The organism is Mycobacterium senriense (assembly GCF_019668465.1).
Lineage (GTDB): Bacteria > Actinomycetota > Actinomycetes > Mycobacteriales > Mycobacteriaceae > Mycobacterium > Mycobacterium senriense.
Map to the genome: position 1 here is coordinate 4362494 of NZ_AP024828.1, position 17277 is coordinate 4379770.

Annotated in this window: 16 protein-coding genes; 10 read left to right on the forward strand and 6 right to left on the reverse strand. The window is 65.8% G+C overall.

Features of this window, described 5'->3' with window-relative positions:
• Window positions 1-2 precede the first annotated feature (2 nt).
• Together MTY59_RS20455 and MTY59_RS20460 are read right to left on the reverse strand one after the other, a co-directional pair.
• Window positions 3-431, reverse strand: coding sequence for a cellulose-binding domain-containing protein (locus tag MTY59_RS20455; RefSeq protein WP_221042768.1), 429 nt, complete (start codon window positions 429-431; stop codon window positions 3-5).
• 333 nt (window positions 432-764) lie between these two features.
• Window positions 765-980, reverse strand: a complete 216-nt coding sequence (locus MTY59_RS20460) for a DUF3072 domain-containing protein (protein ID WP_221042769.1) — start codon at window positions 978-980, stop codon at window positions 765-767.
• Window positions 981-1204: 224 nt separating this feature from the next.
• Between MTY59_RS20460 and MTY59_RS20465 the strand changes: the two genes are divergently transcribed.
• Genes MTY59_RS20465 through MTY59_RS20475 form a run of 3 tightly spaced genes read left to right on the forward strand, consistent with a single transcriptional unit; the run spans window position 1205 to window position 6742 of the window.
• Window positions 1205-2680 (forward strand): DUF3375 domain-containing protein, encoded by a 1476-nt coding sequence (locus tag MTY59_RS20465; RefSeq protein ID WP_221046554.1) that lies wholly within the window; start codon window positions 1205-1207, stop codon window positions 2678-2680.
• Complete coding sequence (locus MTY59_RS20470) at window positions 2677-3387, forward strand: DUF4194 domain-containing protein (protein WP_221042770.1); 711 nt, start codon at window positions 2677-2679, stop codon at window positions 3385-3387. The genes MTY59_RS20465 and MTY59_RS20470 overlap by 4 nt, the downstream gene beginning before the upstream one ends.
• Window positions 3380-6742, forward strand: a complete 3363-nt coding sequence (locus MTY59_RS20475) for an ATP-binding protein (RefSeq protein WP_221042771.1) — start codon at window positions 3380-3382, stop codon at window positions 6740-6742. Before MTY59_RS20470 ends, MTY59_RS20475 begins: the two co-directional genes overlap by 8 nt.
• Window positions 6743-6813: 71 nt before the next feature.
• On the opposite strand, the gene MTY59_RS20480 is transcribed toward MTY59_RS20475, so the two are convergent.
• A complete protein-coding gene (locus tag MTY59_RS20480) occupies window positions 6814-8430 on the reverse strand; it encodes an MFS transporter (RefSeq protein WP_221042772.1) in 1617 nt (538 codons plus the stop codon).
• 298 nt (window positions 8431-8728) lie between these two features.
• A complete protein-coding gene (locus MTY59_RS20485) occupies window positions 8729-9049 on the reverse strand; it encodes a hypothetical protein (RefSeq protein ID WP_221042773.1) in 321 nt (106 codons plus the stop codon).
• Between the two features lie 164 nt (window positions 9050-9213).
• On the opposite strand from MTY59_RS20485, the gene MTY59_RS20490 reads away from it, so the two are divergent.
• Both MTY59_RS20490 and MTY59_RS20495 read left to right on the forward strand, forming a co-directional pair.
• Entirely contained in the window at window positions 9214-9909 is a 696-nt protein-coding gene (locus MTY59_RS20490) for a DUF899 domain-containing protein (protein WP_221042774.1), read from the forward strand.
• Window positions 9906-10382, forward strand: a complete 477-nt coding sequence (locus MTY59_RS20495; RefSeq protein ID WP_221042775.1) for an SRPBCC family protein — start codon at window positions 9906-9908, stop codon at window positions 10380-10382. Before MTY59_RS20490 ends, MTY59_RS20495 begins: the two co-directional genes overlap by 4 nt.
• Window positions 10383-10462: 80 nt before the next feature.
• On the opposite strand, the gene MTY59_RS20500 is transcribed toward MTY59_RS20495, so the two are convergent.
• Window positions 10463-11272, reverse strand: a complete 810-nt coding sequence (locus MTY59_RS20500; RefSeq protein ID WP_250160609.1) for an ArsR/SmtB family transcription factor — start codon at window positions 11270-11272, stop codon at window positions 10463-10465.
• A 40-nt stretch (window positions 11273-11312) separates the two neighbouring features.
• On the opposite strand from MTY59_RS20500, the gene MTY59_RS20505 reads away from it, so the two are divergent.
• The 5 genes from MTY59_RS20505 to MTY59_RS20525 all read left to right on the forward strand — a co-directional run bounded on the left by MTY59_RS20505 (window position 11313) and on the right by MTY59_RS20525 (window position 16569).
• Window positions 11313-11756 (forward strand): nuclear transport factor 2 family protein, encoded by a 444-nt coding sequence (locus MTY59_RS20505; protein ID WP_250160610.1) that lies wholly within the window; start codon window positions 11313-11315, stop codon window positions 11754-11756.
• Between the two features lie 79 nt (window positions 11757-11835).
• Window positions 11836-13140 (forward strand): cytochrome P450, encoded by a 1305-nt coding sequence (locus tag MTY59_RS20510; protein ID WP_221042776.1) that lies wholly within the window; start codon window positions 11836-11838, stop codon window positions 13138-13140.
• 313 nt (window positions 13141-13453) lie between these two features.
• Window positions 13454-14920 (forward strand): biotin carboxylase, encoded by a 1467-nt coding sequence (locus tag MTY59_RS20515; RefSeq protein ID WP_221042777.1) that lies wholly within the window; start codon window positions 13454-13456, stop codon window positions 14918-14920.
• Window positions 14917-16080: a serine hydrolase domain-containing protein gene (locus tag MTY59_RS20520; protein WP_221042778.1), complete on the forward strand. Its 1164-nt coding sequence runs from the start codon at window positions 14917-14919 to the stop codon at window positions 16078-16080. Before MTY59_RS20515 ends, MTY59_RS20520 begins: the two co-directional genes overlap by 4 nt.
• Before the next feature lie 195 nt (window positions 16081-16275).
• A complete protein-coding gene (locus MTY59_RS20525) occupies window positions 16276-16569 on the forward strand; it encodes a DUF732 domain-containing protein (RefSeq protein ID WP_415822531.1) in 294 nt (97 codons plus the stop codon).
• Between the two features lie 27 nt (window positions 16570-16596).
• Here the strand turns inward: MTY59_RS20525 and MTY59_RS20530 are convergent, their stop codons facing one another.
• Window positions 16597-17235 (reverse strand): TIGR03086 family metal-binding protein, encoded by a 639-nt coding sequence (locus MTY59_RS20530; protein WP_250160611.1) that lies wholly within the window; start codon window positions 17233-17235, stop codon window positions 16597-16599.
• Between the last annotated feature and the right edge of the window lie 42 nt (window positions 17236-17277).

Genomic DNA, 17277 nt, shown 5'->3' on the forward strand with positions numbered 1-17277 from the left:
CGTCAGGTGCAGGGGTATTGCCCGTTGAGCACACAATTCGCCGGTGGCGAGTAGGAACCGCTCAGCACGCCTCTGAGGCCACCTGTCGCCGAACCGCCGGGCGCAATGACGCGATTCCAGTTCGCGGGGGCGAGAACAAAGTGCGTGCCCGATTGGGTGACGGTGCTATTCCACGTGTGCACGACGGATTGTCCCGCCGGCATGTCGAATTCAAGCTTCCAATCGGATAGCGGCGCCATACTCGCGTTGGTGATGGTGAAGCGGGCGATGAAACCGGTCTGCCACGTATGTTCCACCGAGAACGTCGCCGCGGCCGCGGCCGCGTGCGCTGCGGGGGTGACGGCGAGTCCGAGGGCGGCAACCATCAATGTCGACACGGCTACGTGAAGCGCTGTGCGCCAGCGCTTCACGCGATTGTTCAGTCGGGCCATAGCAGCCAACACTAGAGTCCAACAGGCGATATCGACTCTCGCCTCGCGGGTAAGCTGCAATACCTTTGCTCAACCGAAACCGTGATGAAATTTGGTCTCGACCACCCGCGTGGCGAGCCGACCCAGCCGTCCGCGGGCCTGAGACGCTCCCCTGCCCGTGGGCGGGTGGGCTCCAGCGGGGCGCCCAGGCCGGCCTTTTCACCAACGATCGCCGCGCGACTCGGGAGTATCCGCGTGCGCCCCCGAGGCGAGCGGATGGAATTCGTCGAGGTCCTGATGAACGACGAATACCACCGCGATTCTTGGCCTTTCAGCCAACGGCGTGCGACGCGCTCAGTCCGCCCCGCGGCCGGTGATCTGCTGCAATTCATCAATCATGCTGGACGCCTGGGCTTTGGTCAGGTCATCGGGGACTTCCCGGCCGGCCTCCTGTGCGAGTGTGTGCAGGTAACTGCGCTGTGGTCCCGTCATCGGCTCATCGCCGGTGGTCCATTCGGATGGGTCCTTTTCCGCCGTTTCGTTCGGCGCCTGACGCGTGTCTTCGCTCATGTAGCATCACCTCCCACCGCGGAATAGCCATCGCACACTTGTTCGAAACATGTCACCGAGTGGCGGTCCGGAAACGGTGACCACTGGGGTTTGAGCGATGCCTGAGACCACTGGGACCGACTCACCCAAACCATCCCCCGACACCCCACCCGCTGGAGGCCCATTGTCGCCTCCGTGCCATATCTTGGATCGTCCGAGACTTCGATCGAGACGGAGGGCATGTGCTGGACGACGACACCACGCTGTCGCCTGCCGACCTGCTCGAACTCAATCGTGGCCTTCAGGGCTCGCCGACGGTCCGCCTGCTGGCCACGCTGAACCTCAACCTCTACGCCACCCTGATGGAGCGTCAACTCAGCGGCGGCGTGGTCCCCGAGACCGACCTGGTCGTACGCCTCGAGCGCGACCTCGCCGAACTCGATCAGGCCGGCGAGCAGTCCGGCCTGGCCCTGATCAAGTCCTGGGCCAGCCAGGGCTGGCTGCACCGCGTCGCCGACCAGCGCTCCGGCGTCGAACGCAACCTCTGTTACCTGACTCAGGAGGCGCGCCGGGCGCTCGACTTCATGCGCGGCATGCGCAGGCAGGACACCATCGCCACCGGCGGCTCGATCAACGGCATCGCATCCCGCCTCAAGCAGGTCGCGCTGCGCGTCGGCAATGACCCCGATCGCATCCGCGCCGGTATCGAAGCCGAAATCGCGGTGCTCCAAACCGAACTCGACGCGCTGGAACAAGGCGTCACCTCAGACGACCACAGCCATGACGTCGACCTCACCGACGCCTACGACGAAGCCCACGCCATCGCCCTGCAGATGGAACGCCTGATCACCGACATCGGCCAGTACGGGACCATGATCGAACGCGCAACCGCCGCCCTGGACGAGCCAATCGACAGCAACGTCGAATACCGCGACCGGCAGCGGCGCATGTACGCCGACTACGAGGCCGCCTGGGACTCCCAGGGCCGTGACTCGCACCGCGCCTTCCTGTGCATGATCAACGACCCCGACCAACGCGCCGAGTTCGAGGCCGACGTGGCCGCCGTCGCCGAGGCTCTGCCCGCGCTCGACCCCGCCCTGCGCAAGGTGATGGCCGGCTTCTTCGAACTGGTCGGCCATCAGATCGACGAGGTGGAACGCATCCAGCAGCGCTGCGCGCAGCGCGTCAAACGGTTCACCGCGTTCGGCACCCTCGAACAGAGCCGCGGCGTGGCCCGTCAGCTCAACGAGGCTATCGGCGCCGCGCGCAACCTGCTCAAGGCATCGCTGACCGACTCTCGACTGGACATCGAACTCCCCCTGGCCCGCCACGCGTTCAGTTCGGTTGGCGCGCTGAGCTTCCGGATCGGCGACCTGTCCAACCCGAAGCCCGCTCAGGTCGCCGAGGGCGAGGTCGACCTGACCAGCTTCGCCGCGCTCACCACCCAGGTCGACGCTCCTGCGATGTCGGAGATGATCAACACCGCAATCAGCTCCGGGGCGAAACTGTCCCTTCCGGACGCGGTCGCGATGCTCGATTCGGCCTACCTCGGCCACGTCATCGTGCTGTGGTCCTGGGCGCTCAAACAACCGGAATCCGCACAGGGTTCCGAGTCGGTCACGGTCCGCTTTCAGTCCCTGGACGGGCGCGACCGCGAAATGGAGGTGCCGCACTTGATGTTCACCGAGCCGGTTTCCACCCTGCTGGGGGCTACCGCGTGACCGTCGAAGAGACCGTCGACTACAGCGGGTTCTCCGCACTCCCCCAGGTCGACCAGACGGCCCGCGCCCCGCACCAGCGCCGACCCCGGTTCGACGGCGACGTATCCGAGCTGCCCGACCGGGCCTGCTGGGCGCTGCAGCAGCTGCTGACTCGCCGCTACCTCAGTGCCGAAGCCGATCGCGACGTCTACACCTGGGTGCTGGAGTACCGCGCCCAACTGTCGGTCAGACTGTCCGAGCTGGATCTTCTGCTACGCGTCGTCGAGGGCGCTGACGTCGCGTTCGTCGAGCAGGCGCGCTACGAATCCGCCCGGGGGGTAAAGCTTTTGCGTCGCGAGCCGCTGGGCACCTATGACTCGATCCTGGCGCTGCACCTGGCGCAGATGATGCGCGCCTCGGGTGATCAGGCGGTCGTGATCAGCCGCGACGAAATGCACGGGCTGTTCTCCGGCGTGCTCAACGATGTCGACCGTGACGCCGTCACCTTCACCGCGCGCATCGACGGCGCCATCGCGCGACTGGCGTCGCTGGAGATCTTGCGGAAGACCCGCGACGACGAGGACAGCTACACCGTGAGCCCGGTCATCAACGCCGTCATGACGGCCTCGGTGATCAGCGAGCTGCAGCAGCAGTTCGAGATCCTTCTGGGCGGCGCCGTGCCCGAGGAGCAGGGCCTCGACGACGAGGAGGAACGCGAGGATGACTGAACAGTTCCACCTGTCGCGCCTGCAGGTCATCAACTGGGGTGTCTTCGACGGGTATCACTCCATCGGATTCAGCGAAGGCGGCGCACTGATCGCCGGCGCCTCCGGCAGTGGCAAATCCTCACTGCTGGACGCTATTTCGCTCGGCTTCCTGCCGTTCAACCGGCGTAACTTCAACGCCTCGGGCGACAACACCGCCGCCGGGTCGAGCGCGGGCCGGCGGACCGTCGACAAATACGTTCGCGGCGCCTGGGGCCAGCGCAGCGATGCCGGCACCAGCAAGGTCATGTACCTGCGCGGTGACGGCACCGCGTGGTCGGCGATCGCCGTCACCTACCGCAGCAACACCGGCCGCACCGTCACCGGCCTGGTGCTCAAGTGGCTGACCGGCGAATCTCGGTCGGATTCCTCGAGCCGGTTCGTGCTGGCCGACGGCGACCGCGATATCGAGAGCGTCTGCAACCGCTGGGCTGCGGGCCGCTTCGACGCCGCGGTGTTCAAAGACGACTGGCGGTTCTCCACCAAAGTGGAATCGCAGTACCTTGCCCAGCTGTACGCCACCATCGGCATCCGCGCCTCCGACGCCGCGCAGCAGCTGCTCGGCAAGGCCAAATCGCTGAAAAGCGTTGGTGGGCTTGAGCAGTTCGTCCGGGAGTTCATGCTCGACGAACCCAGCAGTCTGAGCCGGTTGCCCGAAGCGCTCAAGCAGATCGACCCGTTGGTCGACGCCCGTGAACTGCTGGCCGTCGCGCAACGCAAACGCAAGATCCTCGGCGACATCGAAAAGATCCAGCAGCGCTACGCCTCGGAGTCCTCCGACCTGGGCATCATCGATCTCGTCGACCAGCCGATGGTCCGCGCCTACACCGATCACGTCCGGCTCGCGCAGTGCCCCGCACAGATCGAATCGCTCGACGCCACCATCGATCAGCTCGGCAACGAATACGAAGACGTCACCCGCCAGCTCAATCTTGCCAAGGCTGAGGGTGATTCGCTGAACGCACAGATCAGCGGATCCAGCACCAGCCTGGGGCCGCTGCAGTCACAGGTGGCCGCCGCCGAGGCGCACGCCGAGCAGGTGTCGCGCCGGCGCACCGCGTACGAATCCATGCTCAACACGCACGGTCTCGAGATCCCGGACACCGCCGACGAATTCTGGAACCTGCGCGAGGAACTCAGCACGCGGGCCACCGAGCTGCTGGCCAAACTGGATCGCGGCCGGGAAGCCTCCACCGATGCCGAGTACGCCCAGAAGGTCGCCCGCATTGCCCGCGACGACGCCGCCAAGGAACTCAAACGCGTCGAGCGCGTCGGCTCGGCACTGCCCGAGTTCGCGCTCACCATGCGCGAACACATCTGCGCCGCTGTGGATATCGATCCCGGCGAGCTGCCCTATATCGCCGAGCTGATGGATCTGCGGCCCGAACAGAGCCGGTGGCGCGTCGCTGTCGAAAAGGTACTGCGCGGTGTGGGCCTGCGGCTGCTCGTCCCCGACAGTCACTACGCGGCGGTGCTGCGGTTCGTCAACGAGACCAACATGGGTGGGCGGCTGCAGCTGCACCACGTCCGCACCCGGTTCGTCGGCGCCGAGATCACCGAGGCCGAGCCGAACACGTTGGCGGGCAAGCTGTTCGTGGTCGACCCGACGCATCACTGCGCCGCCGAGGCCGCCGACGTCATCGCCGCGGCCGGTGATCACATCTGCGTCGACACCCCCGACGTGTTCTCCCGGTTCCGGCGCGCCGTGACCCACACCGGCCTGTACAAGGACTCCGAGCGCCTGGCCATCAAGGACGACCGCCGGCCGCTCAAGCAGGCCGACTACATCTACCAGGGCGATGTCGCCGCCAAGGTCGACGCGCTGACCGTGGATCTCGCCAACGCCGAAGAGGCGTTTCGACGGGCCCGCGGCGTCGCCGACGAGATCGCCGCCGAGCGTCAGCAGTGGCGCGACCGGGCCGCGGCGTTCAAGACGATCTGCGAGCAGTTCGAGCAGTGGACCCACGTCGACACCGAGACCGCCGACGGGCACGCCGACCGGCTGCGCGAGCAGTTCGAGCTGCTGCTGGCCGACAATCCCGACATCGAGGCGCTCACCGCGCGCGCCGAGGAGTGCTGGGAACAAATCCAGGCGCTGATGACCCGTCGAGGCGCCATCCAGACCCGCCGCGACGACCTCGACGGTCGACGCACCCAGCTGCTCGAACTGCAGGATCGGCTCGCTCCGGCATTTGTGTCCGAACCGCTGACCGACCTGCTGAACCGCTACGCCGCCGACGTGCCGGTTTCCCTCGACATGCTCAACCCGGAGCCGCACCGCGACGCGGTCTTCACCGCGATCCGGCGCGAGCGTGAGCAACTGCGCGAAAGCCGTAGGCGCTCATACGATGAGCTCGCGCGCATCCTCAACACGTTCGACACCGCGTTCCCCGACGCGATCCCCAACGACAGCGACGTGTTCGACGAACGCGTGCACGACTACGTCGCGCTATGCCGTCACATCGACGAGCGGGAACTGCCCGAGGCTTACGAACGCATGATGCGGCTGGTCACCGAGCAGGCGCCCGACGCCATCCTGACCCTGCACCGGGTTGCCGAGCAGGAGGCCCGGCGGATCAGCGAGCAGATCGAACGGGTCAACACCGGTCTGGGGGCGGTGGAGTTCAACCGCGGCACCCGGCTCACCCTGCGCGCCACCTCGCGCAGCCTGACCGCGGTCGCCGAACTCACCGAGATCGTTCGGGCCATCTCACGGCGCATCGCCGAGGTCGGCCTCGGCGACAAGCAAGCCATCCTGGACCAGTACGCCGACATCTTGCGGCTGCGCAACCGGTTGGCTTCGACCGCACCGGAAGACAAGGCCTGGACCCGCGACGCCCTCGACGTCCGCAACCGATTCACCTTCGACTGCGCCGAATGGGACGTCAGCAGCGATGAGCTGATCCGCACCCACAGCAATGCCGGAGACAACTCGGGTGGCGAGCAGGAGAAGCTGATGGCTTTCTGCCTGGCCGGTGCGTTGAGCTTCAACCTGGCCAACCCCGAAAGTGCCGACAACAAACCGGTTTTCGCGCAGTTGATGCTCGATGAGGCCTTCTCCAAGTCCGACCCACAGTTCGCGCAGCAGGCTCTGCAGGCGTTCCGCAAGTTCGGCTTCCAACTGGTGATCGTGGCGACCGTGCAGAACGCCACCACCATCCAGCCCTACATCGACAGCGTGGTGATGGTGTCCAAGCGCGAAGCCACCGGCCGCAACTCTCGTCCGGTGGCGACCGTGAGCACCAAGACGATCACGGACTTCACCGCGCTCCGGCACGAGATGCGGACGTCGGCCGCGCTGGTCCCCGCCGGGGTGTGACGCCCTTGGCTCAGATGGGGCACGCACCGCGAGCACGGCGGATCGTCGTCGACTGAGCTGCCATCGCGAGGTCAGCGAGGCACAGGCACCGCGAGGTAATACTCGGGTCTGCGCTTGTGGTCGACCGTATAGCTGACTGCCTCCGCGGTGCCTTGCGAATCGTAGGCCAGCCAGCGCTCCGTGCGCTGACGCTCGAATTCCGTCCACGACGCCACGGTGAATCTCTCGATGAACGAGTCCGGTTGTCCCACATTCTGATACAGCTGCCAACTGTGACCGCCCGTGCGCAGCCTCGACCGCCTGACCGCGCTCATCGCCGTCACGAAGTCCTGTGCTTTGTCGGCCTCGACCTGATAGCGGACGGTCACCAGCACCGGCCCATCGTTGGGGGACGGCTCGAACACCAGTCTCGGTACCGGCAGGGTGGTGGCAACGTCGACGACATTCACCTTCCCGGTGGCCGGCCGCAACGGGAGCAGGCCGACGCTGAGGGCCACCGCCCCCATCAGGACCGCGGAGCAGACCATCGCGATGTCGAGACCTTCGTGCGTGGCGATAAGCCCCCAGACATACGAGCCGATCGCTTGGGAGCCCGTGAAGACCAGCAGGTAGATCGACAGCGCGCGGGCCCGAACCCAGCGCGGCAACGACAGCTGTGCCGCGGCGTTGAGCGTGGTCAAGGTGACCAACCACGCCATCCCCGACAACACCAGAAACGGCGTCGCCGCGGCGAATGGCAGCCATACCACGGCCGGCGGAGCCAGGGCATAGACGGCCGCGCACGCCGCCAACAAAACGTTGTCCGAGAACCTCCGGTGCAGCGGTGCCGCCGCAGCCACGGCCAAGACAGCGCCAAACCCGATGGCGCCCAACGCGACACCATAACCGCTGGCCCCCGACTCCCACCGTTGCGCGGCGGCAACCGGCAACAGCGCCACCAATGCCGACGCAGGAAAGAGGAACAACGCGGCGCGCAGGAGGATCCGGCGAAAGATGGGCCCGTTGCGGACGTACTGAAGTCCGCTGATGATGGCTTGGTTCAGATGTTCGCGCTCGACGGACGCCGGCTCGGTGGATCTGCGCCACGACATAAGGGCGACGATGATGCCCGCGAACGACACAGCGTTGATCGCGAAAACCGCGGCGGGCCCCACCAGCGCGACAACGACACCGCCGATGGCAGGCCCGACCGCACGGGCGACGTTGATTGAAACGCTGGCCAGCGTTGCGCCGGCGTGTATCTGCTCGCGTGCGACGACCTCGGGTTGGATCGCCTGCCAGGCGGGCGCGGTGAGCGCGGAGGCGCAGCCAATGGCCACGGTGAACGTCAACAACGAGGCCGGGTTCAGCCGCCCGAGGTAAGCCATTAGCGCCATCGCCAGCGTCATCAGCACTGCGTAGGACTGCAGCACGATGAGGAGACGGCGCCGGTCGAACAGGTCAGCCAGCGCCCCGGCGAACAATCCCAGCACCAGCGTCGGCCCAAGGCTGGCTGTCTGGATCAGGGCAACGGTGACGTCACTGCTCTGCGTTTCCACCAAGAACCACTGGGCGGCCACGATCTGCATCCAGGTGCCGATGTTCGACACGAACTGCGCAATGAACAACGCGCGAAATACCCGATTGCGCAACGGCGCCCAGGTAGACGGCAGCACGTCGTCAGCGCGGTCGTGCTCGCGAATCACCATGGAAGGACCTGTCGGTGACCCGCCCACTGGTCCGGTGCCATCAGTGCCTTGGCGGTAAGCGCACGGGCTGGGGTGCATGACATACGGTCAACGCCTTTCGCGCGCTCTCAAAGAGTTAGAAGTCTACAGTCGCTGTCTCGCCACCGCCTGCTGACACCGCTCGCAGCACAGGCCTGCTACCCAGCCAACGGTGCGGCAGCGGCAGCCGCATCGGCGTTGCGGGCCTTGCATTTTCGCGGTGACTACCGGTCATGCTTGGCGCCGCGCGATGCCCGCGAGGCGTGGAGATGGGTTCGTATCAGCCGCCCGGCGGTACCGCGGGCGGACGGCATTCGTTGGCGCCTGGATCCCACCACCAGCCGTTGTCACACGCCAGCGGTTGCGGCCCGACACCGAGGGGCCGGCACACGTTGGCCGTCGGGTCCCACCACTGGCCCGGGTCACAGGCCAGGGGTTGCGGCCCGACTCCGAGCGGTCGGCAGACCTTGCCGGTGGGGTCCCACCACTCGCCGTCTCCGCAGTCGGCCTTACTCACCGCGGGCGTCACGATGGTCACGGCTGCCATCGACGCGAACGTCAACATGACGATGACTACACAGTGGCGAATGAACGTCCTCATCGTGGGCCTCCCGTCGTTCTTGCAATATCGAACCGAGCACCGGGCATGCGGGTCAAGGACATTTCTTGCGATCGAGCCGTGCGGGGGCGCCTTTCCCCGATGAATTTGGCGCCGTCCACCGGTCAGACCTTCCAGACGGACAAATCGAGAGCAAAGGTGGAGACATGGCCACGAAAAACACGGCGTTGCCGCCGGTCGTCGATCACCACACCTGGCGGGCCGCGCTCGACGAATTGCGCAAACGCGAGAAAGCCGCCACCCGCGAACTGGATGCGATCGCCGCCCAGCGGCGGCGGCTGCCGATGGTCGAATTGGCCGACTACACGCTGGTCGGTGCCGACGGTCCAATCCGGCTGGCCGACGTCTTCGACGGCCGATCGCAGCTGATCGTGTACCACCACATGTGGTCCGACGGCGCGCAGTGGCAATGCGGCGGTTGCACGGGCTTCACATCGCAATTCACCCGGCTGGAGTTCCTCGACAACTACGACGCTCGATTCGTCATCGTCACCAACGGACCGATCCAGGAAGCACTCGCGTACAAGCACCGGGTCGGCAATCGCATGGACTGGTACTCCTCATCGCAGAGCACGTTTGCCGCCGACATGGACGCTCCGCCAGGCGGTGGTTTCGGAGTCAACGTGTTCTTACGTGACGGCGACACGGTGTACCGCACGTGGCACACGAACGGGCGAGGCACCGAGCAGCTCAGTCACTCCTTCGGGCTGATCGACATTCTGCCGTGGGGTCGCCAAGAGGAATGGCTCGATTCGCCCAAGGGTTGGCCCTCGCGGCCCACCTACTCGGGGTGGCTCGACTCCCCCGATATCGCGGCCGCGTACGGACCGGACGAATCATGAGTGCCAACGCCGAACGCTACGTCGTCACCCGAACCATCGCCGCCGCCCCGGCTGAGATTTTCGCCGTCCTGGCGGACCCATCCCGCCACCGGAACACCGAGCCCACCGATTGGGTCCGCGACTCGGTGGACACCGCGCCGATCACCGGCGCGGGACAGACGTTCGCGATGAACATGTACCTGACGCAAGCGGGCGGCGACTACATCACGCACAACCTGGTCAACGTGTTCGAGCCGGACCGCGCCATTGGCTGGATGCCGGGGGTGCTCGACGACACGGGCAACCACTCGCCGGGCGGCTGGTTCTGGCGTTACGACCTTGCCCCGAAAGGTGATCGCACCGACGTCACCCTCACGTACGACTGGAGCGGCACGCCGCAGACCTTCCGGGACCGCGTCGGCGAGATGCCCATCTTCGGCGAGGATTACCTCGTCGCGTCGCTGGCCGAGCTGGAGCGCTCGGTGTCGAGTTGATCGGTGAGGCGACGATAATCACAGCCGCACAACGGATTTCGCGACTGTCTGACCTGCGGCTGAATTCGCCGCCGGTCCGGTCAATCCCAGTTCTGCGGTAGTCCGAAGGTTTCGTTGAGCCCTTGCCGTCCGGCGTCGGTGAGCACAACTGCCCGGCGTTGATTGATGTGACGGATCCAGTCCAGTTCGAACAGGCGTCGGGTAAGCGCGGCTCCGAGCGCTCCGGCGAGGTGGTGGCGTTGTTCGGACCAGTCCACGCAGTAGCGGATCATGGACTTGCTGTGGCTAAGGTCGGCCAGGTCTATACCGAAGGCGCTGAAGGTGTCTCGCCCTTTTGCGGTGAGCCGGTAAGTCAGGTCGGTTCCGGGAGCCGACAGTCGGTCGGCGGCGGCCTCGTCGGGGTGATGGCGTCCGTCGCCGCCCACGAGCAGGTCCTGGTCGAGCAGCGCACTCAGGATCGCAACTCCCAGCCGCCCTGCCAGGTGGTTGTAGCAAGTGCGGGCGCGGCGCAGCGCGTGCGCACGGGTCCCTTGACGCAGGGAGCGGATCGGCTCGGGCGCAGAGATCCTGGCGAGTGCCTCTAGAGCTTCCGCGACGGGCGGGCCGGCCAGACGGAAATAGCGGCCACGGCCTTGACGGTTCACGGTGAGCAGCCCGGCGTCGACGAGCTGGGCAAGATGTTCGCTGGCTGTCGACGCCGCCACCCCAGCTTCGGCAGCCAGCACGCTGGCCGGCAGTGCGCGGCCATCGAGTAACGCCATCAACACCCGGGCACGAGCACGCTCGCCGATCAGTGCGGCGACACCGCCGATATCGGCGTCACCTCCATGCCCGGCGGCGGTAGTGATGGCGGGATCGCTGGACATGCCACCACGATAGGCGGCGGACATTTCGGGCCGCGCCGAAGCGATTCGGCGTCACGATGGGGTTATGGACACCCACGACAGCACGGCAAACACGACTGCCTCGCCCGACGCGATGAAGGCGGTGATGCAGGCGTGGGAAAGCGCCCTGGCCGCTCATGACCTGGACGCTTTGCTGGCCTGTTATGCCCCCGATGCGACCTTGGAAAGTCCGCTGGTCGCACATATCACCCGCGGCGATGGGATCCGCCGAGGGCATACGCAGCTACGGCCGTTTCTCGCCGAGGTGGTAGCTCGCACTCCGAAGCTGCGCGCCTATCACCGGTCCGGCTTTTTCACCGACGGTCGGCGAGTGACCTGGGAGTACCCGCGTGTGTCGCCCCGAGGCGAACAAATGGACTTCGTCGAAGTGATGGAGATCGAGGGTGGCTTGATCCAGGCCCACCGGGTGTATTGGGGTTGGCGTGGTGTCGAGGTCTTGATGAACGACGAATATCAGAGGGATTCCTGATCGCCCGCCAGCATGAGGTGTCGGCGACTTCGGCGCGCGCCTCTACCCATCGGGCACGGCAGGGGCGAACAATGCGGGGATGGCTCTCAAAACCCGGTCGCATTGGCTGCTCGGGTACGGACTTGCTCGCGCGACGCTGAAGCTGCTCGCTCGTCGGGGCGATCCCTTCGCCCAGTTGGTGATCGACAACAACCAGCCCGATAAAGCGCACCACCTGATTGAGCAGATCCGTGGGCGGGGGCGTATATCGCGGGTGATCGGCGGCTGGGCCACCGCTGATGCGCAGCTCGTACGTGAGGTGTTGCGTGACGACAGGTTCCGGACGGCTAAACCCCACGATCGGTCGCCGTTTCGTATCGCTCAGCGGGCACTGGCGAGAACCAATCCCGGCGTGCTGAATGGTCTGGAGCCGCCGTCTCTGCTGGTCATCGATCCACCCGAGCATGAGCGCCTACGACGCCTGGTGTCGCGGGCATTCACTCCGCGGGCGATCGACCGACTGCGTGAGCGCATTCAGGAGATTGTCGACGCCGCGCTCGACGATCTCGCCGACCACATTGACTGCGACTTGATCGCCGGCTACGCCTCCCGAGTGCCCATCGAGGTCATCGCCGAGATGCTGGGCATCCCCGACGAGGAAATCCCCTATCTACACGCATTGGCCGAACCGGGCGCCAAACTGCTCACCACCACGGTGCCGTCGTGGGAGGATTTCCAGACAGCCCTCACGGCATTGCGCGAGTTCGAACGCTACAGTGACGCGCACATCGAGCGGCTCCGCCGCAGTGGCGGCGACCGCAGCATCTTGTCTGCGGTCCTTCGAGAAACCGAGCTCACCGCCCTCGAAGTCAGGATGTTCGCGGGCCTGCTGCTCGGTGCCGGTTTCATCACCACCACCCACGCATTCGGTAACGCCGTGGTGACGCTCGTCGATCACCCCGACCAGTTGGCCCGCCTTCACGCGCATCCCGAGGGCTGGCCCAACGCCGTCGAAGAGACGCTGCGCTACAACTGCGTCGCTCAATTCGGCGCCCGGGTGGCCACCCAAACGCTGCAGATCGACGGTCACACCGTGCTCGAAGGCTCGACCGTCTTCCTCAGCATCGCCGGAGCCAACCGCGATCCAGCCGTCTTCGAGCGCCCCGACGAATTCGACACCACCCGTGTCAACGCCCGCGAGCACATCGGCTTTGGCACCGGTGTTCACGCCTGCCTCGGCGCGCCGCTCGCCCGCATGGAACTGAACGTCGGTCTACCGGCGCTCTTCGAACGCTTTCCAAATCTCACTCTGGCGGGCGAACCAGTCCCGAACGACAGCACCCTGTTGCACGGAATCAAGTGCCTCCCCGTCCATCTGGGACCCGCCGGCGTCGGCGCCGTCTAATCCAGCCGCGCTCCGCAGCGGCGCTCGGCAGCAGAGATCTGACGAACAGCCGCATCACCTCCCGCATTTCAGGTATGCCATCAGCGCGATGAAAAGGAGGCACAATGCAAGCCCCCTTTCCCCGCGCCCTACCGAGCCCAAACCGGGAAACGCCGCGAATGCCATCTTCTCGTTGGCTGGCCACAATCTTCGACAGGGCGCACACTTGTCGGATGGAGGCAGGTCATCCCAGCGGCGTTGCGTCGTCCGCACCACCTCTGGTCGCGCCGCAACCCTCGAACCGGTTTCGCACCTCGACGTCACCGCGACCGACGTGACGGGTTCCGGGCCGCCGCGCACGCTGAACGGGCTGTCGGACATACGCGCGTTCTTTCACACGAACAAAGTGCCGCTCTACTTCATCTCGCCGACGCCGTTCAATCTGCTCGGCGTTGACCGCTGGATACGAAACTTCTTCTACCTGACCTACTTTGACTCGTTCGAGGGCACACATTCGCGCGTATTCGTGCCCCGACGGCGCGACCGCCGTGACTTCGACTCCATGGACCAGGTGTGCAGCCACCTCCTGTCCGATCCCGAGACGCTGGAGTTCATCGCCGGTAAAGGTCCCGGCGGCAAGTGCTGCTTTGTCATGCTGAACGAGGAAATCCAGGCCCTCGCCCGTTCGGCAGGCCTCGAGGTCATGCATCCGCCGATCGAGCTGCGCCAGCGCCTGGGCTCCAAGATCGTCATGACGCGCCTGGCCAACGAGGCGGGTATCCCGAGCGTGCCGCACGCAATCGGACGTGCCGGCTCCTACGACGAACTACTGGCGCTCGCACAAAACGCCGGATTGGGAGATGACCTCGTCGTCTCCGTCGCTTACGGCAACGCCGGCAGCGGAACTTTCTTTGTGCACGGTCAGCGCGACTGGGACGAGCATGCCCGTGACCTGACCTCGCAGCAAGAAGTCAAAGTCATGAAGCGCATCCGCAACGTCGAGGTGTGCCTCGAGGGTGCCGTGACCCGCCACGGCACCGTCGTCGGCCCCGCGATGACGAGTCTCGTCGGTTATTCGGAGCTGACTCCCAGCCGGGGCAGCTGGTGTGGCAATGACATCTGGCACGAGGTGCTGCCGCCCGCCCAGACCCACGCCGCGCGAGAAATGGTGACAAAGCTGGGCGACCTCATGCGCCGCGAGGGTTACCTCGGCTACTTCGAGGTGGACCTTCTGCATGACCTCGACTCCAACGAGCTCTACCTCGGCGAGGTGAACCCCCGCCTGTCCGGCGCCAGCCCGATGACGAACTTGACGACCGAGGCCTACGCCGACATGCCGCTGTTCCTCTTTCACCTGCTCGAGTACATGGACGTGGAGTACGAACTCGACATCGATGAGATCAACTCGCGCTGGGAGCGCGGCTACGGCGAAGACGAGGTCTGGGGTCAGGTGATACTCACCGAGACTTCGCCGGATATCGAGATCTTCACCGCGACGCCACGCACCGGGGTATGGCGCATCGACGACGACGGCCGGGTCTCGTTTTCGCGGACCGCCAACGACTGGGCCACGCTGCTCGACGGCTCCGAGGCCTTTTACATGCGGGTCGCGGCGCCTGGCGACTTACGTTCCGAGGGCGCCCAACTGGGCGTGCTCGTCACTCGCTCACACCTGCAGACGGACGACTATAAGCTCAGCGAGCGCTGCCAGCGCTGGGTCAAGGGCATGAAGGCGAAGTTCGTCTCGACACCCCTGACGCCGGCCGCGCCGATCGTCTCCCGGCTCGTCGCACGGGCGTGAGCGCCCCGGCCGGTATCTCACTGGACAACTGGCTGTCGGCCCCCTATGCGCAGTGGTCCTTCCAGCACGTCGAAGACTTCGTTCCGACCGCGGTGATCTCGCGCGGGACCCGGCCGGTCGCGGCGTTGCCCTCAACCCCTTCCCCCCTGACCGAGATACCTCTGGTCAGCGCGGGCGAGGTCGCCACCACCGTGGGCGGGGTGCTGGCCGCCACCGCGACGGACGGATGGGCCGTCGCGCACCGGGGATCGTTGGTGGCCGAAGAGTACCTCGGCGGGATGGGCGCGCAGACCCGGCACCTCCTGTTCTCGGTGAGCAAGTCGCTGGTGGGAGCGGTCGTCGGTGCGCTGCACGAGGCCGGTGCGATCGCGCTCGATGCGCCGGTCACGAAATATGTTCCGGCACTAGAGTCTTGCGGCTACGCGGGCGCGACGGTGCGTCACCTGCTGGACATGAGGTCGGGCATCGGCTTCTCGGAGAATTATCACGACCCGACCGCGGAGATACATCTTCTCGACCAGGCGATGGGCTGGGCGCCCACGAACAGTCCCGATGCCCCCGCCACGCTGCACGAGTTCCTATTGACCTTGCGGCAGAAGTCCACTCACGGCGGCCCGTTCCAATATCGCTCGTGTGAAACCGATGTGCTGGGCTGGATCTGCGAGGTGGCCGGCGGTCGGCGAATGCCCGAACTCATGTCGCAACTCCTGTGGAGCCGCATCGGCGCCCAATGCGATGCCACCATCGGCGTCGACGCGGTGGGCACTGGGTTCTTCGACGGCGGCATCAGCGCTTGCCTCACCGACATGATCCGGTTCGGTTCGCTGTTCCTGCGCGACGGTGTTTCGTTGACCGGCCAGCAAGTGGTGCCGGCGGCGTGGATCGCCGACACCCTCGACGGCGGGCCCGACTCGCGTCAGGCGTTCGCCGCCAGCCCCGACGACAACGAAATGCCCGGCGGGATGTATCGCAACCAAATGTGGTTCCCCTATCCGGGCAACGACGTCGTGTTGTGTCAGGGCATGTGCGGTCAGATGATCTACATCAACCGTCGCGTGCAGCTGGTCGCCGCCAAGCTGTCCACTCAGCCGGACTCGCACGAACCGCACATGCTCGACACGTTGCGGGCATTCGATGCGGTGGCCCGCGAATTGGTTTGACCGCTGGCCCCGGTGCGCACCGGGAATTTCGGCGAGCCGGCGCCGCGAACTTTGGCTATTCTGCTGTCTGTCTCGCTCTGCAGCCGGACAGTTTTGGCGGCCTTCATCGCGCCACGAAGATTGGACGGGAATCACATGCCCTCACCTCGACGGCTGGCCAGGATCGCAGTCCCCAGCATGGTTGCCGCTGCAGTTGTGAGTAGCGCCGGCATCGCGGCCGCCTCCCCCCAGGACGATGCCTACCTCGCGCAATTGCGTGCCGTCGGCCTCACCTGGCCGCCGAAGACGGATGAGGCACTCATCGCCGAGGCGCACGACGTGTGTTACGACCTCACTTGGGGTTGGACGCCGCAACAGATCGCCGACGACCTGCACGCCCGCTTGGACACCAAGGGCGTGACGTTGCTAGACGTCGGAAGCCTGGTCAACGCCGCGCATTCGATCTATTGTCCCGGCAACGTGTGTGACGCCCCGAGCCTTTGCACCTGACGGCCGGACGCGGTTGGCCGCAGGAGGTCACGCCGGCTGTTTGTCGGGTGCGCTCCATGCCGGCGAGCGACCGAGGTGGCGCAATAGTCGGTCGAAGCCAGTGCCGTCCGACACTCGCTCGAGCGCCGGCCCAAACGGAGCGGAAGCGCCGGTGCGGTAGTCCCCGCTCGGAACTTGCAATCCGAGCGCCAGCGCCGCGTCAATCACGTTGTCGGGCAACTCGAATGGGAGGCCAACCGCGCGGGCCACATCCCAGCCGTGCACGACGTAGTCGATGAAGTGAAACCCGATCGCTTGCTCGAAGGGAAACACGGCACCCTGGCCGAAGTCGGGTAATGCGAAAAGCTGGGTGAGCGCCTCGTCCTTGGCGACGGCCGTGAGCAACTCGCAAGCCGCGGCACCATAACTGCCTGCGGGGTCGGCCGCTACCGCGTCGATCACCGCAGAGGTCTCCCACACCGCGGGATCGGCGCCGTCACCGTGAGCCGCCGCGGCGAACCCTCGATGCTGCGCGGTCATATGGGCCACCAGTTCCAGCAGATTCCAGTCGCTGCATGGAGTTGGGCGCTCGAGGTCGCCAGTGCTGACCCTCTGAACGATGTCGATGGTGGCCAGCACGGCCTCGCGGTGGTGTGTTCGCAGAACATCTATCATAAGCGGAGTCATACCATAAGCATACGCATATAATCGTGTTTACTCTACTATCGC